Annotated in this window: 23 protein-coding genes; 4 read left to right on the forward strand and 19 right to left on the reverse strand. The window is 64.9% G+C overall.

The window, feature by feature from the left end:
* Positions 1–44: 44 nt before the first annotated feature.
* From RBH77_RS01310 to RBH77_RS01375, 14 genes are all read right to left on the reverse strand, one after another.
* Positions 45–707 (reverse strand): FAD-binding oxidoreductase, encoded by a 663-nt coding sequence (locus RBH77_RS01310; protein WP_311030357.1) that lies wholly within the window; start codon positions 705–707, stop codon positions 45–47.
* 145 nt (positions 708–852) lie between these two features.
* A complete protein-coding gene (gene trmB, locus RBH77_RS01315; protein ID WP_311030358.1) occupies positions 853–1,554 on the reverse strand; it encodes a tRNA (guanine(46)-N(7))-methyltransferase TrmB in 702 nt (233 codons plus the stop codon).
* Positions 1,555–1,568: 14 nt separating this feature from the next.
* Entirely contained in the window at positions 1,569–2,819 is a 1,251-nt protein-coding gene (gene metK / locus RBH77_RS01320; protein ID WP_311030359.1) for a methionine adenosyltransferase, read from the reverse strand.
* A 163-nt stretch (positions 2,820–2,982) separates the two neighbouring features.
* Positions 2,983–3,396 carry a helix-turn-helix domain-containing protein gene (locus RBH77_RS01325; RefSeq protein ID WP_311030360.1) on the reverse strand — a complete coding sequence of 138 codons (414 nt, stop codon included), beginning with the start codon at positions 3,394–3,396 and terminating at the stop codon, positions 2,983–2,985.
* 133 nt (positions 3,397–3,529) lie between these two features.
* The gene (lnt, locus tag RBH77_RS01330) at positions 3,530–5,116 is read right to left on the reverse strand and encodes an apolipoprotein N-acyltransferase (RefSeq protein WP_311030361.1); all 1,587 of its coding nucleotides are present in this window, start codon (positions 5,114–5,116) and stop codon (positions 3,530–3,532) included.
* Between the two features lie 284 nt (positions 5,117–5,400).
* Positions 5,401–6,462 (reverse strand): hemolysin family protein, encoded by a 1,062-nt coding sequence (locus RBH77_RS01335; protein ID WP_311030362.1) that lies wholly within the window; start codon positions 6,460–6,462, stop codon positions 5,401–5,403.
* Positions 6,463–6,489: 27 nt separating this feature from the next.
* A complete protein-coding gene (ybeY, locus tag RBH77_RS01340) occupies positions 6,490–7,005 on the reverse strand; it encodes an rRNA maturation RNase YbeY (protein ID WP_311030363.1) in 516 nt (171 codons plus the stop codon).
* Positions 6,992–8,032 (reverse strand): PhoH family protein, encoded by a 1,041-nt coding sequence (locus RBH77_RS01345; RefSeq protein ID WP_311030364.1) that lies wholly within the window; start codon positions 8,030–8,032, stop codon positions 6,992–6,994. The genes ybeY and RBH77_RS01345 overlap by 14 nt, the downstream gene beginning before the upstream one ends.
* Before the next feature lie 32 nt (positions 8,033–8,064).
* Positions 8,065–9,462, reverse strand: a complete 1,398-nt coding sequence (gene miaB / locus RBH77_RS01350) for a tRNA (N6-isopentenyl adenosine(37)-C2)-methylthiotransferase MiaB (RefSeq protein WP_311030365.1) — start codon at positions 9,460–9,462, stop codon at positions 8,065–8,067.
* 9 nt (positions 9,463–9,471) lie between these two features.
* Complete coding sequence (olsA, locus tag RBH77_RS01355) at positions 9,472–10,320, reverse strand: lyso-ornithine lipid O-acyltransferase (RefSeq protein ID WP_311030366.1); 849 nt, start codon at positions 10,318–10,320, stop codon at positions 9,472–9,474.
* Positions 10,321–10,350: 30 nt separating this feature from the next.
* The gene (locus RBH77_RS01360) at positions 10,351–10,842 is read right to left on the reverse strand and encodes a GNAT family N-acetyltransferase (protein ID WP_311030367.1); all 492 of its coding nucleotides are present in this window, start codon (positions 10,840–10,842) and stop codon (positions 10,351–10,353) included.
* A 10-nt stretch (positions 10,843–10,852) separates the two neighbouring features.
* Positions 10,853–11,539, reverse strand: coding sequence for a tRNA (adenosine(37)-N6)-threonylcarbamoyltransferase complex dimerization subunit type 1 TsaB (tsaB, locus tag RBH77_RS01365; protein ID WP_311032706.1), 687 nt, complete (start codon positions 11,537–11,539; stop codon positions 10,853–10,855).
* 202 nt (positions 11,540–11,741) lie between these two features.
* Positions 11,742–13,922, reverse strand: coding sequence for a malate synthase G (locus RBH77_RS01370; protein ID WP_311030368.1), 2,181 nt, complete (start codon positions 13,920–13,922; stop codon positions 11,742–11,744).
* Between the two features lie 109 nt (positions 13,923–14,031).
* Positions 14,032–16,107 carry a hydantoinase/oxoprolinase N-terminal domain-containing protein gene (locus RBH77_RS01375; RefSeq protein ID WP_311030369.1) on the reverse strand — a complete coding sequence of 692 codons (2,076 nt, stop codon included), beginning with the start codon at positions 16,105–16,107 and terminating at the stop codon, positions 14,032–14,034.
* Between the two features lie 135 nt (positions 16,108–16,242).
* Between RBH77_RS01375 and RBH77_RS01380 the strand changes: the two genes are divergently transcribed.
* Positions 16,243–18,678 (forward strand): glucan 1,4-alpha-glucosidase, encoded by a 2,436-nt coding sequence (locus RBH77_RS01380; protein WP_311030370.1) that lies wholly within the window; start codon positions 16,243–16,245, stop codon positions 18,676–18,678.
* Positions 18,679–18,717: 39 nt separating this feature from the next.
* Positions 18,718–19,272 carry a gluconokinase gene (locus RBH77_RS01385; protein ID WP_311030371.1) on the forward strand — a complete coding sequence of 185 codons (555 nt, stop codon included), beginning with the start codon at positions 18,718–18,720 and terminating at the stop codon, positions 19,270–19,272.
* Here the strand turns inward: RBH77_RS01385 and RBH77_RS01390 are convergent, their stop codons facing one another.
* Positions 19,273–20,415, reverse strand: coding sequence for an AI-2E family transporter (locus tag RBH77_RS01390; RefSeq protein ID WP_311030372.1), 1,143 nt, complete (start codon positions 20,413–20,415; stop codon positions 19,273–19,275).
* 90 nt (positions 20,416–20,505) lie between these two features.
* Positions 20,506–21,006 (reverse strand): MmcB family DNA repair protein, encoded by a 501-nt coding sequence (locus RBH77_RS01395; protein WP_311030373.1) that lies wholly within the window; start codon positions 21,004–21,006, stop codon positions 20,506–20,508.
* 190 nt (positions 21,007–21,196) lie between these two features.
* Between RBH77_RS01395 and RBH77_RS01400 the strand changes: the two genes are divergently transcribed.
* Positions 21,197–21,499, forward strand: coding sequence for a helix-turn-helix domain-containing protein (locus tag RBH77_RS01400; RefSeq protein WP_311030374.1), 303 nt, complete (start codon positions 21,197–21,199; stop codon positions 21,497–21,499).
* A 41-nt stretch (positions 21,500–21,540) separates the two neighbouring features.
* Here the strand turns inward: RBH77_RS01400 and cueR are convergent, their stop codons facing one another.
* A complete protein-coding gene (gene cueR / locus RBH77_RS01405) occupies positions 21,541–21,957 on the reverse strand; it encodes a Cu(I)-responsive transcriptional regulator (protein ID WP_311030375.1) in 417 nt (138 codons plus the stop codon).
* Positions 21,958–22,132: 175 nt separating this feature from the next.
* Here cueR and RBH77_RS01410 point away from each other — a divergent pair, with 175 nt between their 5' ends.
* The gene (locus RBH77_RS01410; protein ID WP_311030376.1) at positions 22,133–22,747 is read left to right on the forward strand and encodes a L,D-transpeptidase; all 615 of its coding nucleotides are present in this window, start codon (positions 22,133–22,135) and stop codon (positions 22,745–22,747) included.
* A 161-nt stretch (positions 22,748–22,908) separates the two neighbouring features.
* Here the strand turns inward: RBH77_RS01410 and RBH77_RS01415 are convergent, their stop codons facing one another.
* Complete coding sequence (locus tag RBH77_RS01415) at positions 22,909–23,487, reverse strand: NifU family protein (RefSeq protein ID WP_311030377.1); 579 nt, start codon at positions 23,485–23,487, stop codon at positions 22,909–22,911.
* Between the two features lie 83 nt (positions 23,488–23,570).
* Positions 23,571–24,062 carry a universal stress protein gene (locus RBH77_RS01420; protein WP_311030378.1) on the reverse strand — a complete coding sequence of 164 codons (492 nt, stop codon included), beginning with the start codon at positions 24,060–24,062 and terminating at the stop codon, positions 23,571–23,573.
* Positions 24,063–24,073 lie beyond the last annotated feature (11 nt).

The following is a 24,073-nucleotide window of genomic DNA, read 5'->3' on the forward strand; positions in this document are numbered from 1 at the left end:
GAGGATTTGCAAGACCGAAGCGGCTCCAATCGGGGCCGGCGCCCCTATTTCTCGAAGACCAGCGCGTCGGGCTTCGCGCCCAGCTCCTTCAACGCGGCCATGAGGTCGGCCACCATCGCGTCGGGGCCGCAGACATAGAAGTGCTGGGAAAAGTCGTTCACGTGCTTTTTCAGGAACTCCTTGCCGATCCGGCCGGAGGGGAAGCCGCCGCTTCCATCGCTGGTGACAAAGAGGTGGTCGAGGCCGGGCATCTTCTCCCATGTCTCGCGCAGGATGATGTCCTTGTCGGTCCTGTTGGCGAACAGGAGCCGGTTTCCTTCGACCGTTCCCTTGTCGGCCAGATCGCGCAGGATGGCGATGAAGGGCGTGATGCCGGCGCCGCCGGCGATGAAGGTGCCCTTGCCCTTGTACTGGATCGTTCCCCAGGGATCGCGGATCAGGAGATGGTCGCCCGCCCCCATGCCGCCGAGCTGGTTGGTGACGCCGTCATGATCGGAATAGATCTTGATGGTGAATTCCAGATGATCGTCATGCGGCAGGCTGGTAAAGGTGAAGGGGCTCTTCTTCTCCCGCCAGCCATCCTTGTCGATCGAGACGTCGGTCGCCTGTCCGGGCGTGAAGGTATAGCCGGACGGCTTCTCGAAGCGGAAGCGGCGAACATTGTGCGTGACGTTCTCCGCGTCGAGGATACGGACCTTATGGACCATCTACTGCCCTCCTTGCTCATCTACACATGTCTCTGTCCCGAAACCGGCGTCCACTTTCGGGCGACACGCTCTATCCCGATTGGATGCGCCGGGGTGGATTTGGTTCCCGGCACCGGGACGAGCCTACGACCCGGGCGCCGGCCCGTCAAAGGCGCATGAAAGTGAGATAGGCCGGCCGCCGCCCTTCCCGCAACGCCTTCGCCTCGTAGCGCGTTCCCGGCCAGGCCTCGAAAGCGTCCTGCCAGTCCGTCGCCGCTCCAACCAGCCATTCGAAGGCCGGGTGCGCGCGGCAATGGAGCAGTGTCCAGTTGACATAACTCTCGATATCGGAAGCGAAGCGGAATTCGCCGCCCGGCCTCAGCACGCGGGCGAAGCGGTCGAGATTGGCGGGGCTGACGAAGCGGCGCTTCCAGTGGCGCTTCTTCGGCCAAGGGTCCGGATAAAGAAGATCGATGGAGGCGAGCGAGGCGGCGGGCAGCCAGTCGAGCAGGCGCGTCGCGTCGTCGTCGTAAACCCGCAGATTGTCGAGCGGCTGGCGCTCGAGCCCGATCATCAGCTTGGCCGTGCCGTTGACGAAGGGCTCGACGCCGATGAAGCCGCTCTCCGGCTGGCGCGTGGCTTCATGGAGGAGGTGCTCGCCGCCCCCGAAGCCTATCTCCAGCCGGATGTCGGTTGCGCCGCATCCGAACAGGATCGACAAATCCGCCGGCGCAGGCAGGGCAAGGTCCAGCCGATAGCGCGGCAACAACCGCTCGAGCGCGGTCGCCTGGCGCGGACTTAGCGCCTTTCCGTGCCGACGGCCGAAAAAGGCTTCGGTCGACCTCTTGCGGCACTCCCCCGCCGGCATGCGATCGACGGGACTCAGGCCGCTTCGCGCTGCTTTATGGCTTCCTTGAGGGCGGCGACGAGATCCGTCTTCTCCCAGGAGAACGAGCCGTCACGGCCGGGCTTGCGGCCGAAATGGCCGTAGGCGGTCGTCTTGGCGTAGATCGGCTTGTTGAGGTCCAGATGGCGACGGATGCCAGACGGCGACAGATCCATGACCTCGCGCAAGGCCTTTTCCACCACCGCTTCCGGCACCTTGCCGGTACCGTGCAGGTCGACATAGATCGAAAGCGGCTGGGCGACGCCGATGGCGTAGGCAAGCTGGATCGTGCAGCGCTCGGCAAGACGGGCGGCGACGACGTTCTTGGCAAGATAGCGCGCGGCATAGGCCGCCGAGCGGTCCACCTTGGTCGTGTCCTTGCCCGAAAAGGCGCCGCCGCCATGCGGCGCGGCACCGCCATAGGTATCGACGATGATCTTGCGGCCGGTCAGGCCAGCGTCACCGTCGGGGCCGCCGATCACGAACTTGCCGGTCGGGTTGACATACCATTTGCAGTCGGGCGCGATGCGGACGTCCGAGAGCGCCTCGCGGATATAGGGCTCGACGACCTCGCGCACCTTGGCGGAATTCCAGGAGGCATCGAGGTGCTGCGTCGAGAGCACGATCTGGGTGACCTCGGCCGGCACGCCGTCCTCGTAGCGAACGGTCACCTGGCTCTTGGCATCGGGGCCGAGCTTTGCGGCCTCGCCCTTGTTGTTGTGGCGCGCGGCGGCCAGGAGTTCGAGGATCTTGTGGCTGTAATAGATCGGGGCCGGCATGAGGTCGGCCGTCTCGCGGCAGGCATAACCGAACATGATGCCCTGGTCGCCGGCGCCTTCGGAATTGCTGTTGGCCGACTTGTCCACGCCCTGCGCGATATCGGCGGACTGGCCGTGGAGGAGAACCTCTATCTTCGCCGTCTTCCAGTGGAAGCCGTCCTGCTCGTAGCCGATCGCCTTGATCGCCTTGCGCGCGGCGGACTTGAACTTGGCCGGATTGATGATCTCCCGGCCATGCTTGTCCTTCTTCATCAGCGAGGGCGGCACTCTGAGTTCGCCGCCGATGATGACACGGTTGGTAGTGGCCATGGTCTCGCAGGCGACGCGTACGTCCCACGGATCCATCCCGGCCTTCCTGGCTTCGCGGTAGATCAAATCCACGATCTCGTCGGAGATGCGGTCGCAAACCTTGTCCGGATGGCCTTCGGAAACGGATTCGCTGGTGAAGTAGTATTCCCTGCGCGACATGGGTGAACCCCTTTGGAAAACCGGTCGCGCCAGCGGGCGAGCGCGACTTTCAGCGCGCCCCTGTTAGCGAGCCGGGGTCGCGTGCGTCAAGTCGCGTTTTAGGCCTACCCATGGGCAAAAGAGAGGCCAGAGGCGTAGCAGCGCGCATCCTGCCGGCGGAACGCTATTCCTCTTCCGGCGCCAGCGTCCGGACCAGGTCGATGATTTTCCTGCGGACCTTGGGATCGGTGATCCGGACGAAGGCGCGATTGAGCTGCAACCCTTCAGAACTGCTTATGAAATCGACAACGTAAGAGGCCCCGTTGTCCTCCGAAAAGCCCCCGGCCTGGCCAGAGCCCTGGCCCGGCGCATCCTCGAAAAAGAACGAAACGGGCGCGTCGAGTATAGAGGCGATGGCCTGAAGCCGGCTTGCGCCGACCCTGTTCGTTCCCTTCTCGTATTTCTGAACCTGCTGAAAAGTGATGCCCAGTTTCTCCCCCAGTTTTTCCTGGCTCATGCCCAGCATGTTGCGCCGCAGTCGTACCCGGCTGCCGACATGTATGTCGATCGGGTTAGGCTTCTTCTTGTTGTCTATCATTCGTCCCTCACCGCCTTGGACGGCATTATTTCTGTTATCGATGTGCTGAACGCTTGGCTTACAGCCTGCCCTGCCGTTGGTTCCCAGTGTCGGCACTAGGGCGGCACACTATGAAATTCTAATATACCACCTGTCAATTGAAACGCCGGTGGCTTGTCAATTTCATGGCCGCCGCAGCCAGGCCAAATAGAATTATGATGAGGAAACCGTTTTTCGAGGGTGTTCCGACACGCGGATTGCCGCCGCGATCCAGCCGGAAATCGACGTCAAGCACACCGACGGCGTTGATCGCGAGTGCATCCAGGATACGGCCATGCGCATCGACAACGGCCGAAATACCATTGTTGGCGGCGCGGATCAGCGGCAGGCCCAGTTCGACGGCACGTATCTCGGCCTGGCGAAAATGCTGATAGGGGCCCGGCGTGTTGCCGAACCACGCGTCGTTGGTGACGTTGACGATCAGGTCGGAGCGCGCCGCCTCACGGCCCCCCTCGCCCGGAAAGATGATCTCGTAGCAGATGAAGGGCAGCGCACCGGCGCCGTTCGGCAGAATGATCGGATGGCGTTCCGATCCTGCCGAGAACTGCCCGGGCAACTCGACCAGCTTGTCGACGCCGAGCCGGCCTAGCAGAGCCTGGAAGGGAACATATTCGCCGAAGGGGACAAGGTGCAGCTTGTCCACCGCGTCAACGATCTCGCCGGAGCCGTCGATGGCAAGGATGGAATTGTAGAAGCGGGGCGCGGCGCCCGCGCCGCCTTCCACGCGGACCGCGCCGGTCAAAAGCAATTGCCCCTTGTCGAGTATTTCGCCAAGCTTCGCCAGTGCGTCCGGGCGCTCGGTAAAGAGGAAGGGCACGGCGGTTTCCGGCCATACGATCACGTCCGGCTTGCTTGCGCCCTTCGCCGGGGGCGACCGCGTCAGGTCGATCAGATGCTTGAAGATGCGGTCGCGGACCGTCTTGTCCCATTTCTCCGTCTGGTCGATCGCCGGCTGCACGATGCGCACGCGAAGGCTCTTGGCCGAAGCGGGGGCAGGCATCGACAGGCAGAAAAAGCCGTAGCCGAGATCGGCGGCGACAAGCGCCACCGCCAATACCACGCCGACCGTGCGATGCCGGCGGCCGGCGAAGAGCGCAGGCATCGAGAAAACGAAAACCGCGAGCACGCTCATCCCGAACAGACCGGCCATCGAGACCGACTGCATGAGGAGCGGCACGGGCATCGCGGCATAGCCGATCGCATTCCATGGAAAGCCCGTGAAGAGGGTGGCGCGCAGCCATTCGGCGACGCCGAAAGCGAAGGCGGTTGCCGCTATACGGCCGATGTCGTCGGTCCACAGCAGCCTCGCCAGAACCGCCGCCAGCCCGTAGAAGACCGCGAGCACAGCCGGCAGCGCAATTACGGCGAAGGGAAGCGCCCATTCGAAGCCCTCGCCGTCGACCAGGACGGCGTTGCCGATCCACCAGAGGCCGGCAATGAAATAGCCGAAACCGAACCACCAGCCCGTGCCGAACGCCGGCGAAAAACGCCTCAGGACGCCCGCGCCCGGCTCTCCCGAGATACCGTCGAGCAGCCAGACGAGAACGGGAAAGGAGACAAAGCAGGCGGCGAAGAAATCGAAGGGCGCCTGGGCGAGAACAGCGAAAGCGCCGGCAAGAAAGGCGACCGCCGAACGGCGCCAGCCCCCGAGCAACATTATCCTGCCTGCAAGGCGCTCCATCCGTCCCGCCCGTCGCGAATCACCTGACGGGCGTTACACTATCATCCCGGCGGAGAGTATGCGGAGCATAGGGGGAATAAGGGACGGCGGGCTGACATGAAGTCGCCCCCCACTCTGTCCGCTTCGCGGCCACCTCTCCCGATCAACGGGGTAGAGGAAATGCTGGCCGCAAGGCTCGGCTCTCTTCCTCTACCCCACGAATGTGGGGGAGGAGGTGGCGCGCGAAGCGCGACGGAGTGGCGGACATTGGTCCGATGCGACTACGCCGGGAAAAGCCGGAAGCCTTACTTATCCTCTCCGGCCGGTAAGGCAGAGCGGCGGCGGCGTTCGGGAACGGTGCGCGTCTGTACGATCCTGACGCGCTTGACGCGGCGCGGATCGGCGTCGAGCACATGGAATTCGAAGCCGGGGATGGGCTGCACCACCTCGCCGCGCGCAGGGATACGTCCCAGCGTGTTGAAGATCATGCCGCCGATCGTGTCGACATACTCGCCGTGTTCGCCCGGCTTGAAGGCATCGCCGATCATCTCGGCGACCTCGTCGATCTCGGCCTTTGCGTCGACGACGAAGACGCCCTCGCCGGTCTTGACGATCATCGGCTCGTCGTCGTCGTGCTCGTCCTCGATGTCGCCGACGACCATCTCGACGATGTCCTCCAGCGAGGCCAGGCCGTCGGTGCCGCCATATTCGTCGATGACCAGCGCCATCTGGATGCGGGCGGCCTGCATACGGGTCATGAGGTCGGAGGCAAGCATGGAAGGCGGCACGAAGAGGACAGGCCTCAAGAGACCGATGTCGCCGATCGTCCGCGTCAGATCGACATTGCCGAGATCCAGCGTTCCGGAAGCGGCGGCAGCCTTGCGGCCGCGCGGCCTCTTCTGCCGAGCCGCCTTGGTGACATGGGCGACCACATCGCGGATATGGACCATGCCGCGCGGATCGTCGAGCGTATCGCCATAGACCGGCATGCGCGAATGGCCGGAATCCTCGAAAAGCGAGAGCAGATTACCGAGCGTGGTGGACAGTTCCACCGCCTTGATGTCGGCGCGCGGCACCATCACGTCCTCGACGCGCACCTCGCGCAGGCGCAGGATGTTGTTGAGCATCGCACGCTCGCCGGGCGAGAAGGCTTCGCCGGGTGCGCTTTCGGCAAGCGCGTCGGCAAGATCCTCGCGCAGGCTGGAGCCGTTGCGATGCGGGAAAAGCCGCCGCAGCCGCTCCAGAAAAGGAACGCGCTCCGGCCTTCGGGGTTCGGCCGTACTCTGGCCTTCGGCCTTGTCCGCTGAGGGACTTTCTTCTCCGCCGGGCCTTTCGGCGGCTACGGCGCTATGTTCTGTCTCGTTCATATCGGTCCGGCAGATCGATGCCGGTGTTTATCCATAGGGATCGGGGATGGCAAGTCTCGCCAGTATCCGGCGCTCCGCGGCTTCCATCTCCTCGGCTTCCGCGTCGGTCTCGTGATCGTAGCCGACAATATGCAGGAAGCCATGCACCATAAGGTGGATCAAATGGTGCTCGAAGGGCTTTTCTTCCAGTCCCGCCTCGCGGCGGATCGTTTCGGCGGCAAGCACGATGTCGCCGAGGACCGGCGGCAGGGCGACGCCGGGCCTGACCGGCATGGCCGGAAAAGACAGCACGTTGGTCGCCTTGTCCTTCTCCCGCCATTCCCTGTTGAGGGCTCGGATATGGGCATCGTCGGTGAAGACGATACTGATCTCCGTGCCGTCTGCCACCGGCAGTTCGAGTTCCTCGACGGCAGCCTTGAGCGCCGTCGCGGCAAGCCGCGACAGTACCCGCTCGGGCGGCCATTCGCCGGCCTCCATCGAGAGATCGACGGCGATCGTGCCGCGCGGGCCGTCGCCCGACTGTTCCGTATCAGCGGGCGGCATCGCTGCGATTGCGGCCGGTGGCGTCGCGGTCATAGGCGGCGACGATCTCGGCCACCAGCGGATGGCGCACCACGTCGGTCTCGTTGAAGCGAACGGTAACGATGCCGGGCACGCCGTCGAGGATGCGCAGCGCCTCGACCAGGCCCGATTTCGTATTGGGCGGCAGATCGATCTGGGTCGGATCGCCGGTGACGATCATGCGTCCCTTCTCGCCCAACCTCGTCAGGAACATCTTCATCTGCATCGGCGTGGTGTTCTGCGCCTCGTCCAGGATGACGACCGAATTGGCGAGCGTACGGCCGCGCATGAAGGCAAGCGGCGCGATCTCGATGACGCCTGCGGCGATGGCACGCTCCACCTTGTCGGCGGGCATCATGTCGTAGAGCGCGTCGTAAAGCGGCCTCAGATACGGATCGACCTTCTCCTTCATGTCGCCGGGCAGGAAGCCGAGCCTTTCGCCGGCCTCGACCGCCGGCCGCGACAGGACGATGTGTTCGACCATGCCGCGCTCGAGCAGCATCGCGGCATAGGCGACAGCGATATAGGTCTTGCCAGTACCGGCCGGACCGATGCCGAAGACCATCTCCGAGCGTTCCAGCGCCCGCATATAGGCGTCCTGGTTGGCGGAACGGGCATAGATGGTGCGCTTGCGTGTGCCGATCTGGGCGGCGGCGAGCTTGCCCTTGCGCTCCATCGTCGGGAGCGTGAGCTGGTCGTCGGCCGCGATGGCCATGCGCACCGCCCCATCCACTTCCGACGGCGTCAGCTCCGCGCCCTTCTGGAGAAGGCCGTAGAGATAGTCGAGCGCACGACGCGCCTGTTCCGCCGCACCCTGCTCGCCGACGATGGCAAGCTGGTTGCCACGAGAGCGGATATCGACGCCGAGCTTCTGCTCGATGCGGGCGAGGTTCTCGTCGAACTGGCCGTAGAGAGCGCCGGCCAGTTTGTTGTTGTCGAAGGTCAGTACGATGTGCGCCTTGTCCGAAGCCCCTCCCTGGGGCTTTTTCAGTTCCGTCGCGGCGCTCAAACGCGTGTCCTCATCGTTTCAACCGACCTTTTTCAAGCTGCCCTTGCCGACAGGCTGTTGGCGTTGGCATGCGTGATTCGCACCTTGATTATGTCACCGATTTCACCCGCCGCATCATCGATGACGACGGGTTGGAGCCAGGGCGAGCGGCCGACAAGCTGGCCCTCGTACCGCCCCTCTTTCTCCAGAAGCACACCCATGTCGCCGCCGACGAGCCCGGCCGCGAAAGCCTTCTGCTGCGAGGCAAGGAGCGCCTGCAATTCCTGCAAGCGGCAGTCCTTCACCGGCTCTGGCACCTGTCCGTCGAGATCGGCGCCCGGCGTGCCGGGGCGCGGCGAATATTTGAACGAGAAGGCCTGCGCGTAGCCGATGTCGCGGACGATCTTCAGTGTTTCGGCGAAATCCTCGTCCGTCTCGCCCGGAAAGCCGACGATGAAATCGCCCGACATGGCGATGTCGGAACGGGCAGAGCGGATGCGGTCGATCAGGCGGCGGTAGTCGTCGGCGGTATGGCGGCGGTTCATGGCCTTCAGGATACGGTCCGACCCGGCCTGCACGGGTAGATGAAGATAGGGCATCAGCGTATCGAGGTCGCGATGCGCCGCGATCAGTTCGTCGTCCATGTCGCGCGGATGGCTGGTCGTATAGCGCAGCCGCTCGATGCCCGGGATTTCGGCGAGGCGGGAAAGCAGCCGCCCGAGGCCCCATTCCTCGGTCTTGCCCGCTTTGGCAGGCCCCTCGCCGTGCCAGGCATTGACGTTCTGGCCGAGCAGCGTCACTTCGCGCACGCCCGCCCGCGCAAGCCCCTCGGCTTCGGCCACGATCTGCGCGACGGAGCGCGAGGTCTCCGAACCGCGCGTATAGGGTACGACGCAGAAGGTGCAGAACTTGTCGCAGCCTTCCTGCACGGTGAGGAAGGCGGTGACGCCGCGGCTCCTGACGATTGCGGGCTTCGCGGCGGGCAGGTGCTCGAACTTATCCTCGATGGCATAGTCGGTCTCGACGACCTTTTCGCCGCCGCGCACGCGCCGGATCGCATCCGGCAGGCGGTGGTAGGTCTGCGGCCCAATCACCAGATCGACGGCCTTCGCACGGCGGATGATCTCGCCGCCCTCGGCCTGCGCGACGCAGCCGGCGACACCGATCAGCATCTCGCCGCCGGCGGAGGCGCGGTCTTCCTTCAGTTTGCGCAGACGACCGAGCTCCGAATAGACCTTCTCGGCGGCCTTCTCACGGATATGGCAGGTATTGAGCAGCACGAGGTCGGCGTCCTCGGCCGTTTGCGAGGCGACATAGCCTTCCGCCGCCAGCGCATCGGTCATCCGCTGGGAATCGTAGACGTTCATCTGGCAGCCATAAGTCTTGACGAAGACCTTCTTGGGCGCCGGCGGCACGTCCGCTGCTTCCTGCTCGATAAGTTTGGAATCCATCGCTGGCTTTTAGCGCCTTTCCTCGGCCTGCGACAGGTCTTTTCCTTCGACGCGCCTTGGTTTCGAGGGCAGCGGATCGCGGATCGCCGACACGAACATCGAGCGCACATCGTCCTCGATCCGTCGCGCCGCTTCCTTGCGCTTGCTGGCAGCATTGAACTCGACCGGCTCGCCGAAGCGGATCTCGGCATCGAGCGCGCCGCCGCGCAACAGCGCCACCACATGCGGCAGGAGGTCCTGATCGCCGATCCAGGCGACATGACCGCGCTTGTCGCGGCCGAGCGGCATGCCGTGCAGCCGCGTATAGGCGATCGCCACGGGCTGGATGAAGACCTTGCCTTCCGGCGCCGCTTCCAGCGCCATCTTCGCCGCGCCGAAAAGCGTGCTGTTGAAGGGCTTGAGGAGATTGCCGTCCGATGTCGTGCCTTCCGCGAAAAGCACCATCGGATCGCCGGCCGCAATTCGCGTGCCGATCTCGTTCGCCTGCTCGCCGGAGCGGCCCCGGCGTTCGCGCTCCACGAAGACGGTGCGTTGCAGCGTGCAGAGCCAGCCGATGGCCGGCCAGTTCGCCATATCGGCCTTAGCGACGAAATAGACGTCGGCGACCGCGCCGAGCGCAATGATATCGAGCCAGGACACATGGTTCGGCGCAAGAAGGAGCGGCCGCACGCTCGCCATGCCGCCCGTCAGGTGGATGCGCATGCCAAGCACCCGGGTGGCGAAGCGGTGCCACCAGCGGGGAATGTATTTCTCGTGCCAGAACCCGGTCTTCAGCGCGATCGGCTGGAAGATGGCGACCAGCAACGTGGCGACCACGATCAGAAAAAGCCCGATGACGACACGAAGCCAGCCGATCATATGGTGCCGATGCCCTTGTTCGAAGTGGCGCTACCTAAGATCGCGGCGCATGACAAGGGCGTTGCTCGGCGTGCCGGCGGCGGAATGGTAGTAGGCCGAGCGCTTGCCGACCTCGCGGAAGCCGAGTTGCCGATAGAGCGCGACCGCCGCCGCGTTGCCCTCGTCTACTTCGAGGAACAGCGCCTCGGCGCGGGCGCCGTGCAATTCGCGCAGCACCGCGTCCATCAGGAGCCTGCCGAGCCCTTTGCGGCGATGGGCGCGCGCGACGGCGATGGTAATGATCTCCGCCTCGCCCGAGATGTTACGCGCCAGGACGAAGCCGGTTGCTCCGGACCGGGCCCTGCCGACCTCCACGGTCTTGTAGCCGAACATGACGTCCTCGCCGAGCATGCTCTCGAAATCGCCCTCATCCCAGGACGGTACGAAATCCTCGCGGTGGATGCGGGCGAGCGTGGCGCTGTCATCCACACGAAGCGGTTCGACAGCGTAGTCGCGACCGCTACGAATGAAAGGGATACGCATCGACGCCTCGCTACGATCCGGCCCGCGCCAGCGCGAAGCCGGATTGCGGCCTGGCGTCGGCGCCGCGCAGGTAGAGCGGCTTCGGTTTTTCGTTCGTCGCCTTACTAGCGGCGGCGAAGCGGGCGTAGAAGCTTATATCGGCGGTGGCCTTGCGCAGGCCGGTATCGAGCGGCGGATGGTTGCCTGCGGCGGCCAGTATCGCATCGCCTCCGTTGCCGGCGAGAGCCGCGTCGTGGTGGCGGGCGAGCAAAACCGCATCGGCGACCGAGATGGCGGACGGTTCGAAAAGGACAACACCGTCGGGCGCATAGACCGCGCAGTAGAGATCGCCGCGCCTGCCATCGATAGCGGCAAGGATGGGCTTGTCGGGAAAGTCGACATGCGCCTCGGCGGCGAGCGCTTCCAGCGTGTTGACGCCAACGGCAGGAATGCCGAGGGCCAGCGCCAGCCCGCGCGCGGTCGCCACGCCGACGCGCACGCCGGTGAACGACCCCGGGCCGATGGAAACGCCGATGCGATCGAGGTCGGCATAGGCGAGGCCGGCCTGTCCGAGCACGCTTTCGATGACGCCGATCAGGCGCTCGGCATGGCCCTTGCCGATGTCGAGCGCCTCGCGGCTAAGCTCCGTACCGGCTTCGCTGTCATGGACAGAGGCGGCGCAGAGACTGGCGGCGGTGTCGATGGCGAGGAGGATCATGGCCAATGTCGACGCCCCTTCGCACCCCCCTCTGTCCTGCCGGACATCTCCCCCTCAAGTGGGGAGATCAGGGCGGCCGCCACGATTGTCTCTTCTTCCGCACCGTCGAAGATTGGCCGAAGCAATGATGCCATCCGATCTCCCCCCTTGAGGGGGAGATGTCCGGCAAGACAGAGGGGGGTGTCGGGAAACGCCAAGAACCTCAGGAAGCGCTGCTTCCCTCCCTCGCCTTCAGTTCCAGCCGGCGCGCGTGCAGGATCGGCTCGGTGTAGCCGCTCGGCTGCGTGCGGCCCTTGAAGACGAGGTCGCAGGCGGCCTGGAAGGCGATGGAGCCGTCGAAATCCGCCGCCATCGGCCGATAGAGCGGATCGCCTTCGTTCTGGCGGTCGACGACGGCGGCCATGCGCTTCATCGTCGCCATGACCTGCTCTTCGGTGCAGACGCCATGACGCAGCCAGTTGGCGATGTGCTGCGAGGAGATGCGGAGCGTCGCGCGATCCTCCATCAGCCCGACATCGTTGATGTCCGGAACCTTGGAGCAGCCGACGCCCTGGTCGATCCAGCGCACGACATAGCCGAGAATGCCTTGCGCGTTGTTGTCGAGCTCCTTCTGGATCTCTTCCGGCGTCCAGTTCGGACGCACGACAACCGGTACGGAGAGGATATCGTCGAGCTTCGCGCGCGGCCGGCCCTTCAGCTTTTCCTGCACGGCGTGCACATCGACCTTGTGATAGTGCGTCGCGTGCAGCGTCGCGGCGGTCGGCGACGGCACCCAGGCGGTGTTGGCGCCGGCCTTCGGATGGGCAATCTTCTCCTCCAGCATCGCCGCCATCAGGTCGGGCATCGCCCACATGCCCTTGCCGATCTGGGCGTGGCCGGAAAGGCCGCATTCCAGCCCGATATCGACGTTCCACGCCTCATAGGCGCCGATCCAGGCCGCCTTCTTCATATCGCCCTTGCGGATCATCGGACCGGCCTCCATCGAGGTATGGATCTCGTCGCCGGTTCGGTCGAGGAAGCCGGTATTGATGAAGACGACGCGCTCGCTCGCCGCACGGATGCATTCCTTGAGGTTGACCGTGGTACGGCGCTCCTCGTCCATGATGCCCATCTTCATGGTGTTCGGCGCCATGCCGAGCGCCTTTTCCACGCGGCCGAAGAGTTCCACCGCGAAGGCGACCTCGTCGGGGCCGTGCATCTTCGGCTTGACGATATACATGGAGCCGGCGCGGGAATTGGCGCGTTTCCCCTTGGGTCCGATATCGTGCAGAGCGATCAGGGCCGTCATCATGGCGTCCATGATGCCTTCCGGCACTTCGTTGCCGTCGCGGTCGAGGATCGCCGGATTGGTCATCAGGTGGCCGACGTTCCTCACCAGCATCAGCGAGCGGCCGGGAAGCACGAGGTTCGAGCCGTCCGGCGCGACATATTCGCGATCGGCATTGAGGCGACGCGTTACGGTCTTCCCGCCCTTGTCGAAGCTCTCGACCAGATCGCCTTTCATCAGGCCGAGCCAGTTGCCATAGGCGACGACCTTGTCCTCGGCATCGACGGCGGCGACCGAATCCTCACAGTCCTGGATGGTGGTCATCGCCGATTCCAGGATCATATCGGCAATGCCGGCCTTGTCGGTCTTGCCGATCGGATGATTGTGGTCGATGACGATTTCGACATGGAGGCCGTGGCGCTTCAAAAGGACCGTCGACGGCGCGGAAGGCTGGCCCGTATAGCCGGCGAACTGCGCCTTGTCCGCCAGACCCTTCTCGCCGGAAGCCGTCTTCACCCGAAGCGCGCCGCCGGCGATCGAAAGGCCCTCGGCTTCTTTCCAACTCGCGCCGTCGAGCGGCGCGCTCCCGTCGAGGAAATCACGCGCCCAGGCGATCACCTTCCCGCCGCGCTTCGGATTGTAGCCCTTGCCCTTTCCCGCTCCGTCCGTCTCGGGGATCGCGTCGGTGCCGTAGAGCGCGTCGTAGAGCGAGCCCCAGCGGGCGTTGGCGGCGTTCAGCGCATAGCGCGCATTCATCACCGGCACGACGAGCTGCGGACCCGCAACGATGGCGATCTCAGGATCGACGTTCTCCGTGGTCACTGCAAAGTCCGGACCTTCGGGCAGAAGATAGCCGATTTCGGAGAGGAATTTCCTGTAGGCGGCAAGATCGGAAGGCGCGCCATGCTCCTTGTGCCAGGCGTCGATCTTCGCCTGCAACTCGTCGCGACGAGCGAGCAGCGCCCGGTTCTTCGGCGCCAGAGCTTGGACGATGTCTGAAAATTCCTTCCAGAAGCGGGCCGGATCGACGCCGGTGCCGGGGATAGCCTCGTCGACGACGAAATCATGGAGCGGCCGGGCAATTTGCAATCCGTCGATCCCGACGCGTTCGGTCATATCGTTTCTCCTGGCGGTAAATGCGGGCGCATACATGCGGATGGCTTCAACCATGACGGCGCGAAAGGGTCAATTCCTCGGAAGTTCAACGGCGGCAGGGGCCCGGCACTCAGGCCGCGATGCGCGGGCGTCCGGAGGCGGTCGCCACGATGCGCGCCTCGACGAACATGCGCCTTCCCTCCACGGTCGAGACATGGAACTCGGTCGCGACATCGATCTCGGCATTATCGGTGCCGGCTTCCAGCGCGCGGGCGGCGGCGATGGCGCGGACCTCTTTTTCCGCTGCCGCGATCGCCGGCTCCTCCTCGTCGAAATCGACCATGACCTCGCCGCAGGAGAGCCGGAAGACGCCTTCCTCGGGCTGGCTGACAAGGGCCTCCGACGTGACCCGCACCTGCCCGACCACGGCGCCCAACGCATTGGCTACGTCGGCGTCCGCCGGCACGATGCATTCATTGCCGATGATCGGCGGCAGGCCGGCATAGTGGAGCGGCGCGGAAGCACCGAGCCCGATCACCGGCCGGTCGAGCGAGACGGAAAGGCCGACGATCCCCGGCCGCGTTTCCACCGCACGCTGCACCAGTGCGTGCTCGACGGCGGCGCCGCCGTCCAGCCCGTCTTCGGCAAAGGAGGTTTCCAGCACGCATTCGGCAGAACGGCGCGTGACCGCCTGCAGGACCCATTCGGAAAGCGCTTCCGGTGAATCGGCGATCAAGAGCCCGCGCGCGTCGCGCCTGCGGGCGAACAGCTCGGCGCCGAGACGCGCGGCGGTGTTGTCCCAGTTCGCCTGCTTGCCGAGCACATGGGCGGCGTCGGACGGCGTGAAGCCGACGACATGCACTAGGCCCCGCGCGACAAGCCTGTTCAGCGTAGCGCCTTGCGCGTTCGAAGTGAGGAGCAGGTCGAGCGACCTCGGCTCAGCGCCGACTTCCCCGTAGAGCCGCGCTTCGTTGCGGGTGAGCCCGGCGGCAAGCCTTTCCGGCACACCGGTGCGCAACGCGAAGCGGCCGTCGAGGCGGCTCGTATGGGCGGCGCGCAACTGCCGCTCCAGTTCGGCGTGGATCGCCTTTCCATGCACCATGCCGGCGAGCGCCAGCGGCACAAGACGGCGAGGGCCGAGCTTCAGGCGCGGCACCAGTACGCGCTCGTCGAGCGACACTTCCGAATCGCCGCCGAGGCCGAAAGTGCGCATGGCGACGGCCTCGACCATGGTGCGGAAGCCGCCGACCATCGCGCCTTCCGGGTCGAGGCGTGGCCGGCCATGGTCGAGCACGGCGACATCGGTCGTCGTGCCGCCGATGTCCGAAACGACGGCATTGTCGAGGCCGGTCATGTGGCGGGCGCCGACGATGCTGGCGGCCGGACCGGACAGGATGGTTTCGATCGGTCGCTGGCGGGCGAAGGAAGCGGAAACCAGCGCGCCGTCGCCGCGCACCACCATCAGCGGAGCGTCGATGTTGCGTGCTGCCAGGAAGCCTTCCGTCGCCTCGACGAGACGGTCGATCATGGCGATCAGCCGGGCGTTGAGGAGCGTGGTGAGCGCGCGGCGCGGCCCGCCGAGTTTGGCCGACAGCTCATGGCTGGCGGTGACAGGCAGGCCGGTCCGCGCGCGGATCATGTCGCGGACGGCAAGTTCGTGCTCGGGATTGCGCGTGGCGAAACAGGCGCAGATCGCAAAGCCCGACACGGTCTCGGCCAATTCCGGGAGTGCCTTCTCAAGCGGGGAAAGATCGAGTTCGGTAGCGTTGCCGTGGACATCGTGCCCGCCCGGGCAGAAGATGACTGGATCGGAGGCGAGCGCCTGGCCGAGCCCGGCGCGTGCAAGTTCGGCCTCACCGAAACCGATCATGATCAACGCGGCCCGCCCGCCCTGCCCCTCAACCAGCGCGTTGGTGGCGAGCGTCGTCGACATGGAAACGAGCTTGATCGCGGCCGGATCGATGGCGGCGTTCTTCAGCACCGCGTCGACCGCACCGGAAATGCCGACGGCAAGATCGTGCCTCGTCGTCAGCGCCTTGGCCTTGGCAAGCACCGTGCCGCCCGACGCGCCGTCGCGCCAGAGCGCGGCATCGGTATAGGTGCCGCCGGTATCGATGCCCAGGAAGACCGGGCCGAGAGAGACGGGGCTATGGAAGGTGGCGCCGGGAGCCGGCGGATCGGAACGGGGCGGATTGGGGGCGTGCATCTGAAAGCCTGACCGGAAAGCACCCCTTTAGCGCAAAACGGTCGCGCCACAAGGGCGGAGCGATGGTCCAGACCCCGCCCTCAGGGTTGCAACGCCCCCGACCGATGCCATACGAAAAGGCGGGAGAACCGATTCATGGCGGCTATTCAGGAGATGGCGCCCGGCGCGCCGGGCATCGCGGCACGCTGGACGTCGAGCGCAAAGAGCGGGGTCGGAACGGCGGTGTCGCCGGCCTGCGAAGTCTGGTTCACCGTCAGCCACGGCATCCTGAACGAGGTCTATTACCCGCGCGTCGACATGGCCTGCACACGCGATCTCGGGCTGATCGTGACCGGGGCAAACGGCACGTTTTCCGAGGAAAAGCGCGATACCGACCATTGGATCGAGCCTTTGGAGGACGGGGTTCCGGCCTACCGGCTCGTCAATACGGCCCGTGACGGAAGCTACCGGATCGAGAAGCGCATCGTGGTCGACCCGGTGCGGCCGGCATTGCTCCAGGAGACGATCTTCACGCCGCAGGCGGGCTCATTGTCGGACTATCGCGTCTACGCGCTTCTGGCGCCGCATCTCGTCAATGCCGGCATGGGCAACACCGGCTGGGTCGGGGACTACAAGGGCACACGCATGCTGTTCGCCTCGGGCAGCGACGGAATGTCGCTGGCGCTCGCCTCATCGGCGCCGTGGCAGGCGTGCTCGGCCGGCTATGTCGGCGTCTCCGACGGCTGGCAGCAGCTCAAGCACGGCGGCCGGCTCGACCCGCAATACAGGCGTGCGGAAAACGGCAATGTGGCGCTGACCGGCGAGATCGGCTTTTCCGCCGAAAATGGCGGCAAGATGCTTCTGGTCCTCGGTTTCGGCCCATCGCCGGAAGAGGCGGGCTACAATGCGCTCGCCTCACTGCAGACCGGCTTCGCGGCCGCCGCCGAACCTTATGTGAAAAGCTGGCGGGGTTGGCAGAACGGTTTGCTTGCACTTGACCGGAAGAACGGGGGTGACCGCAAGGAGAAGGCCGGGCTGAACAGCTACCGCGTCAGCACGGCCGTGCTCGCCGCCCACCGGCCGCTCGGCTTTCCCGGCCCCGCGGTGGCGAGCCTTTCCATCCCCTGGGGCTTCTCGAAGGGCGACGAGGACCTCGGCGGCTACCACCTCGTATGGCCGCGCGACCTGGTGGAAACGGCGGGCGGTTTCCTCGCGGCCGGAGCGGCGGACGACGCGCTGGCGATCCTGTCCTACCTGCGCACGATCCAGGAGGCGGACGGCCACTGGCCGCAAAACGCCTGGCTCGACGGAACCGCCTATTGGGGCGGCATCCAGATGGACGAGACGGCGCTGCCGATCCTGCTGGTCGACGCGCTCTACCGCGAAGGGCATCTGACGCAGGACGCGCTCGAAGGCTTCGCCGAGATGATCCTCAAAGCCGCGACCTTCATTCTCAGGAACGGCCCGGTGACGGGACAGGACCGCTGGGAAGAAGACGCCGGCTACACGCCCTTCACGCTGGCGGCGGAGATCGCCGGACTTCTGGCGGCGGCTGATCTGCTCGAACGCTGCGGTCACGCCGAAGCGGCGCCGTTCGCGCGCGAGATCGCGGATTGCTGGAACGAGCAGATCGAGCGCTGGCTCTATGCAAGCGGCACGCAGACCTGTTCGGATCTCGAGGTCGATGGCTATTACGTCCGGGTCAGCGCGCCGGATACGGCCGATGCCGCGAACCCGAAAGACGGCTTCGTGCCGATCAAGAACCGCCCGCCCGCCGACACGCAACGGGCGGAGTGGCAGATCGTCAGCCCCGACGCGCTGGCGCTGGTGCGTTTCGGCCTGCGCGCCGCCGACGACCCGCGCATCGTCAACACGGTCAAGGTTATCGACGCCTATCTGCGCCGCGACCTGCCGCAGGGGCCGCTCTGGCGCCGCTACAACGAGGACGGCTATGGCGAGCATGAGGACGGCTCACCCTTCAACGGCATCGGCGTCGGACGCTCATGGCCGCTGCTGGCCGGCGAGCGCGCGCATTACGAACTGGCGGCCGGACGCAAGGACGCGGCGCGCAAGCTTCTGGCAACCATGGAAGCCTCCTCTGGCCCCGGCGGGCTGATCCCGGAGCAGATATGGGATGGGGCGGACATGCCCGGGCGCGAGCTTTTCCACGGCAAGCCCGCCGGTAGCGCCATGCCGTTGGTGTGGGCGCATGCCGAGCACATCAAGCTTTTGCGTTCGCTACGCGACGGGGCCGTATTCGATATGCCGCCGCATACGAGAAAGCGCTATATCGAGAAGAAGACCGTGTCGCCCTACCGATCGTGGCGCTTCAACAACAAGATCCGCTCCATGCCGGCCGGCAAGAAGCTGCGCATCGAGGTGATGGCGCCGGCGAAGATCCGTTGGAGCGTTGACGGCTGGGCAACCGTCGATGACACGGAAACAAGGCCGAACGTCTTCGGCCTTCATGTTGCCGACCTGCCGGCCGGCGGGCTGTCGGCGGGCGCGACGGTTGACTTTACCTTCTTCTGGTCCGAAGCCGGGCACTGGGAGAACACGAACTTTTCCGTCCGGATCGAACAGGCGCCCTGACGGCGCGACGGACGAGCGTTCGAGCGGAGAGCGGGTACAATGAGCGAGGAAGAAACCGGGCGGGGAGAGGGAAGACCCATCGTGGTGGTGATGGGGGTGAGCGGCTGCGGCAAGACCTTCGTCGGCGAAAAGCTGGCCGAGGCCATCGGCGCGGATTTCCTCGAAGGCGACAGCTTCCATCCGCCGGAGAACATCGCGCTGATGTCGAGCGGCCAGCCGCTCGACGACGCGCACCGGGCGGGCTGGCTCGATGCGATCGGCGGGAAGCTTGCCGAGATCGCGGCCGAAGGCGGGAGTGCGGTGGCTGCCTGCTCGGCGCTGAAACGCATCTATCGCGACCGGCTGAGACGCCATTGCTCACGCGTGGTCTTCGTGCATCTCGCCATCGACAAGGAAACGGCCAGGGACCGCATTTCCGGCCGCAAGGGTCATTTCATGCCGGCCAGTCTGGTCGACAGCCAGTTCGCCGACCTGCAGCCGCTCGAAGCCGACGAGGTAGGCATCACGCTCGACGGGACGGCGGATGTTTCGCTTCTGGTGCCTGCCGCGCAAGCTTTTTTCGAGCGGGAATCGGACGCAAGGATGAAGGCCTGACTATTCGTCTTCCTCGGCGGCCTGCTGCGCGGATAGGAAATTGCCGAGATGCTGCAACCCATCGAAATGGTCGCAGAACACCTTGACCACCACAAGCAGCGGCACGGCGATCAGCGAGCCGATCGGACCCCATAGCCATGTCCAGAAGGCGAGGGCGATGAAGATCGAGACCGAGTTGAGCTCCAGCCGCCGCCCGACGATCATCGGCGTGATGAACTGGCCCTCCAGAATCTGTGCGGCGAAATAGAAGAGCGGCGCCATGAGCGCATAGCCGAAGGACTGGAAGGTGACCAGCGATATGACGCCGACGGTCACGATGCCGGTCAGCGCGCCGATATAGGGCAGGAAGTTCAGAAGCGCGGCGGCAACCCCCCAGACCAGCGGATCGGGCATGCCGATCGCCCAGAGGCCAAGGCCGATGACGAGGCCGAGCCCGCAATTGATCAGCGCGATGGTCAAGAGGTAGCGGGAAATCTCCCGCTCGACGTCGTAAACCACCCTGAGCGCCCGTTTCTTGTCGCTCATCAGCGGGAAGGACTGGACGATCTTCTCATAGAAGAGCGTTCCGGACGCGAGCAGGAAAAGCGCCAGGATGAGAGTGATCGCGGCCGTCGTCCCCACGGATGCCAGATTGTTCGCCGCACGGGTGAGGACGCCCGGCTGTTCCACGACGACATGCTGCACGCCCGGCTGCTCGGCCGTCTTGGAAACGTCGTCCACCTGCTTGGTGGCTTCGACGATGCGGTCGAGCGGCGCGCGGATATCGGCGAGGCGCTGGCGCAGTTCCCGGCCGATTTTCGGCGCGTCGTCGAACAGCTCGACCACGGGTCCGCTGACCATGTAGCCCAGGAGCGCGATGCCGATGCCGAAGCCGACCACCAGAAGGGTCGCGGAGATTGCCGAGGGTAGGCCGCGCTTGCGAAAGAAGCGCACGATGGGGGTGAGCGTCAGCGTCAGGAGGAAAGCCAGGACCACCGGCATGAAGAAGTCCTTGGCGAAATAGAGCGCATAAACCGCCATGATGAGGAAAATGCCCATCAGGAGCCTCGGGACGAGGCGGCTCGGCTCTTCGGAGAGAGCTATGGCGGCGCCGGCCGCCTCCGCGACTACAATCTCGGCGGACGCCTGCTTCTCGACGGCCATCGGTTGACTCCCCCTCGTCGGATGCGGGCCATGATCGGCCGCGCCTTTCAACGCGCGATCCCGGCGGCCGGTTCCAGGGGAGCGTGGGAGCTATTCGCTTTCGCCGTCGAGGGCCGGAATCGCCACGCCGGCCAGTTCGGCGGCCGTCAGCCTTGCCGCGCCGGCGCGTGCGATGCGCAGCATCAGCGCCTTGCGGGTCGCGCCCGGCATGCGGTGTTCCGGCGCCTCGCGCAGGATCTCGGCGCCGTAGCCGTCCGAGAGGATGAAACCGCATTCCTCGGGGAAGATGCTGGCCGGCACGTCGGGATGCGTGGCGAAGAAGAAGCGATCGGAATGGAGCCGGTATTCCGGCCATTTGCGATCGACGCGGAAATCCTCGACCGATGATTTGATCTCGATGATCCAGATGTCGCCCTTGCGCGTCATGGCGACGAGATCGGCGCGGCGGCCGGACGCCAGCGACAGTTCCGGCAAAACATGCGCACCCATCTGGACAAGCAGGCGTTGGACGCCGCGCCGGATGACCATGGCGCGCTCGGACTGGCGACCGTCGACGAGAGGGTTGAGAGGGATAGGGGAAACGATAGGCATGGCTGCACTATGCCACCAGATGTTCACGTTTTGAACCCCTGTAGGCCGGTAACTTTTCCGCATTCGACTCAGAACCGTCTATCCTTTGCGGGGCTCTTATCACCCTTCACGGAACCGACGGTACCTGATGCCACTGTCATATCTCGCAATATACGGCATGCATGCTACTCTCGGGCGATCGGAGGTTTCCATGATCACCGGACCGCTTTGCAAGGCCGCTCGCGCTCTTGTCGGGGTGAGCCGATACAAGCTTGCCGCCAATTCAGGGGTGGACACGCGCGCCATAGAACTGTTCGAACGCAGCATAAGCGTGCCGGACGAAGCGGCAGTCGCCGCGCTTCAATCGGCGCTCGAGGTGCTCGGCGCCATGTTCATTCCGGAAGAGGGATCGCACGGCGTCGGCGTGCGGCTGAAGTTCAACCGCTCGATCACCAAGCGTATCGGGACGCTCGAGAACGAGGGCGGCCCGCCTGCCAAGGACGACGTCCCCTAAGCAAGATCGCAGGCCGACATCGCCGGCGTTACGGCCAGCGCTTACCCGGCAGCGACGCGGGCCTTGTGACCCGCTCCGCCCGCGATATCTTCAAGGATCGGGCAATCCGGCCGGTCGTCGCCGTGGCAGGCCCGGATCAGTTTCTGCAGGATAGCGCGCATCTGCTCCAGTTCGCGCAGTTTCTCGCCGATCGCCTCGACATGGGCGGCGGCGATCTCGCGAACGTCGTGGCTGGCGCGCGAGCGGTCTTCGTAGAGCGCCATCAACTGACGGCAATCAGGGATCGAAAAGCCGAGCCCGCGGGCGCGGCGCAGGAAGGCCAGCTTGTGGATGTCGCTCGCCGAATAGTCGCGATAGCCGTTTTCCGCGCGCGCCGGCCGAATTAGGCCGATATCCTCGTAATAGCGGATGGTCTTGGCCGGCAGCCCGGACCTGTCCGCGGCTTCGCCTACATTCATCCGGCTTCCCCTTGTGGTTGTCCTGCCAAAATGACCCGGCAGGTGTGGCGCAAATACAATAACCGCGGAAGGAAGCGGCGATTGCGGTCTCTCAAAGAGATTTATGTGCTTGGCAAGAGTTTGCAACGCCCCCTAAAAAGGCGGCGAAATTGCGGCTGGGAGCATAGCACAGCTAATGAAAATGAAGTTGGTTCTGGCCTCGGCGGGGCTCATGCTTACAGTAGCGCTGTCGGGCTGCATGAGCGTCGGCACATTGTTTACGGATGCCTATGGCTCGAAGATGGACGCCGGATATCAGTTGCCGGCCATTCCCATCTACAAGGTGCCGGAACAGTACCGCCGCCAGGAAGTCTCCTTCCACACCGACGAGGCGCCCGGCACGATCATCGTGGATACCGGGGAACATCATCTCTACTTCATCGAGGGTGACGGCAAGGCGATGCGCTACGGCATCGGCGTCGGCCGGGAAGGCTTCACGTGGAAAGGCGCAACGCGCGTCGCCATGAAGCGCGAATGGCCGACCTGGACACCGCCCTCGGCGATGATCAAGCGTCAACCGGAACTGGCGAAATACCGTGAAGGCATGGATCCGGGCCTCAAGAACCCGCTCGGCGCGCGGGCGCTCTATCTGTTCACCAAGCATGGAGACACGGGCTACCGCCTGCACGGCTCGCCGGAATGGTGGTCGATCGGCAAGAACGTATCGTCCGGCTGCATCCGGCTGATGAACCAGGACATCATCGACCTCTATAACCGAGCCGATGTCGGCGCCAAGGTGATCGTGAAGTAAGCAACGATCTTATCGTGGGGGAGGAACCGTCCGGGCAACAAGGGACGATCCAACAAAAAACCGGGCCGAAAAGCCCGGTTTTTTGTTGGGTTCAACCATTCGAGACGTTGCTCCGAGGCCGCTTGAAATCCCTGGCGGCCCGGGCTGCTGCTAACGGCTTCTCAGACCACCTGCTCGACATGCTGCACTTCCGGGATGAAGTGGCTGAGCAGGTTCTGGATGCCATGCTTGAGCGTCGCCGTCGAAGACGGGCAGCCCGAGCAGGCGCCCTTCATGTTAAGGAAGACGGTGCCGTCCTCGTAGCCGCGGAAGGTGATGTCGCCGCCGTCCATGGCGACCGCCGGGCGCACGCGCGTCTCCAGAAGCTCCTTGATCGTCAGTACGATCTCTTCGTCTTCCTTGTCGTAGAATTCCTCGCCCGTCTCGCGATGCGCGTCGGCATCATGACTGTGGGCCGGCGCCAGCACCGGATCGCCGCCCATGAAATGCTCCATGATCGCGCCGAGCACGGCCGGCTTCAAATGCTGCCATTCGGCGCCCTCGACGGTGACGGCGATGAAATCATAGCCGAAGAAGACACCGCTGACGCCGGGCACGGCAAAAAGCCGCGCGGCGAGCGGAGAGGCCGCTTCCGCCGCATCGGCGTCGCGGAAATCGGCGGTGCCTTCGGCCATGACGACCTTGCCCGGCAGGAATTTCAGCGTCGCCGGATTGGGCGTGGATTCGGTCTGTATGAACATCTCGCGCGATCCCTTCGAGGGAAACCCCTGTGTGCTGCTAAAATAGGCCCGCGACGGCCGGTCTACAAGCTTGATCGACCCGATCAGGCAAGGCTCTCGATATCTTCGTCCGAGAGATCCTGGGGCACGACGGTGACGGGAACCGGGAAGGCCGCCGTCTTGCCGGCGATCGAGGCGACGAGCGGCCCCGGCCCTTCCTTCGAGGAACCGGCCGCAAGCACCAGGATGGAGATGTCCTGGTCCTCCTCGATAAGCTTGGTGATCTCTTCGGTCGGCGCGCCCTCACGCACGACCAGTTCCGGCTCGATCCCGAGCTTCTCACGAACCTTGGAAGCGAATTTGTCGAGCGCTGCCTTGGCGGCGGCGACCGCCTCCTCGCGCATGATCTGCTCGACCCCTAGCCATTGCTTGAAATCGCCGGCATCGACCACGAAGAGCAGCACAAGGCCGCCGCCCGTCGCTTTCACGCGATAGGCGGCATAGGCCACCGCGCGCTCGCATTCGGGCGTTTCGTCGATGACGGCCAGGAACTTTCGGCGGTGGCCCGCCTCGTGACTCAGGCGTTTGGAAACCATGAAGTGTCCCT

Source organism: Mesorhizobium koreense (assembly GCF_031656215.1).
Classification (GTDB): Bacteria; Pseudomonadota; Alphaproteobacteria; order Rhizobiales; family Rhizobiaceae; genus Mesorhizobium_L; species Mesorhizobium_L koreense.

Bases quoted from the DNA above. Each gene is read 5' to 3' on its own strand.
- RBH77_RS01375 (WP_311030369.1), bottom strand. From the start codon at position 16,107: ATGCACGCCCCCAATCCGCCCCGTTCCGATCCGCCGGCTCCCGGCGCC.
- cueR (WP_311030375.1), bottom strand. From the start codon at position 21,957: ATGAATGTAGGCGAAGCCGCGGACAGGTCCGGGCTGCCGGCCAAGACC.
- RBH77_RS01325 (WP_311030360.1), bottom strand. From the start codon at position 3,396: ATGATAGACAACAAGAAGAAGCCTAACCCGATCGACATACATGTCGGC.
- RBH77_RS01360 (WP_311030367.1), bottom strand. From the start codon at position 10,842: ATGCGTATCCCTTTCATTCGTAGCGGTCGCGACTACGCTGTCGAACCG.
- lnt (WP_311030361.1), bottom strand. From the start codon at position 5,116: ATGGAGCGCCTTGCAGGCAGGATAATGTTGCTCGGGGGCTGGCGCCGT.
- RBH77_RS01395 (WP_311030373.1), bottom strand. From the start codon at position 21,006: ATGCCTATCGTTTCCCCTATCCCTCTCAACCCTCTCGTCGACGGTCGC.
- ybeY (WP_311030363.1), bottom strand. From the start codon at position 7,005: ATGCCGCCCGCTGATACGGAACAGTCGGGCGACGGCCCGCGCGGCACG.
- RBH77_RS01335 (WP_311030362.1), bottom strand. From the start codon at position 6,462: ATGAACGAGACAGAACATAGCGCCGTAGCCGCCGAAAGGCCCGGCGGA.
- RBH77_RS01370 (WP_311030368.1), bottom strand. From the start codon at position 13,922: ATGACCGAACGCGTCGGGATCGACGGATTGCAAATTGCCCGGCCGCTC.
- RBH77_RS01380 (WP_311030370.1), top strand. From the start codon at position 16,243: ATGGCGGCTATTCAGGAGATGGCGCCCGGCGCGCCGGGCATCGCGGCA.
- RBH77_RS01420 (WP_311030378.1), bottom strand. From the start codon at position 24,062: ATGGTTTCCAAACGCCTGAGTCACGAGGCGGGCCACCGCCGAAAGTTC.
- metK (WP_311030359.1), bottom strand. From the start codon at position 2,819: ATGTCGCGCAGGGAATACTACTTCACCAGCGAATCCGTTTCCGAAGGC.
- olsA (WP_311030366.1), bottom strand. From the start codon at position 10,320: ATGATCGGCTGGCTTCGTGTCGTCATCGGGCTTTTTCTGATCGTGGTC.
- RBH77_RS01415 (WP_311030377.1), bottom strand. From the start codon at position 23,487: ATGTTCATACAGACCGAATCCACGCCCAATCCGGCGACGCTGAAATTC.
- RBH77_RS01310 (WP_311030357.1), bottom strand. From the start codon at position 707: ATGGTCCATAAGGTCCGTATCCTCGACGCGGAGAACGTCACGCACAAT.
- RBH77_RS01410 (WP_311030376.1), top strand. From the start codon at position 22,133: ATGAAAATGAAGTTGGTTCTGGCCTCGGCGGGGCTCATGCTTACAGTA.
- trmB (WP_311030358.1), bottom strand. From the start codon at position 1,554: ATGCCGGCGGGGGAGTGCCGCAAGAGGTCGACCGAAGCCTTTTTCGGC.
- RBH77_RS01400 (WP_311030374.1), top strand. From the start codon at position 21,197: ATGATCACCGGACCGCTTTGCAAGGCCGCTCGCGCTCTTGTCGGGGTG.
- miaB (WP_311030365.1), bottom strand. From the start codon at position 9,462: ATGGATTCCAAACTTATCGAGCAGGAAGCAGCGGACGTGCCGCCGGCG.
- tsaB (WP_311032706.1), bottom strand. From the start codon at position 11,539: ATGATCCTCCTCGCCATCGACACCGCCGCCAGTCTCTGCGCCGCCTCT.
- RBH77_RS01385 (WP_311030371.1), top strand. From the start codon at position 18,718: ATGAGCGAGGAAGAAACCGGGCGGGGAGAGGGAAGACCCATCGTGGTG.
- RBH77_RS01390 (WP_311030372.1), bottom strand. From the start codon at position 20,415: ATGGCCGTCGAGAAGCAGGCGTCCGCCGAGATTGTAGTCGCGGAGGCG.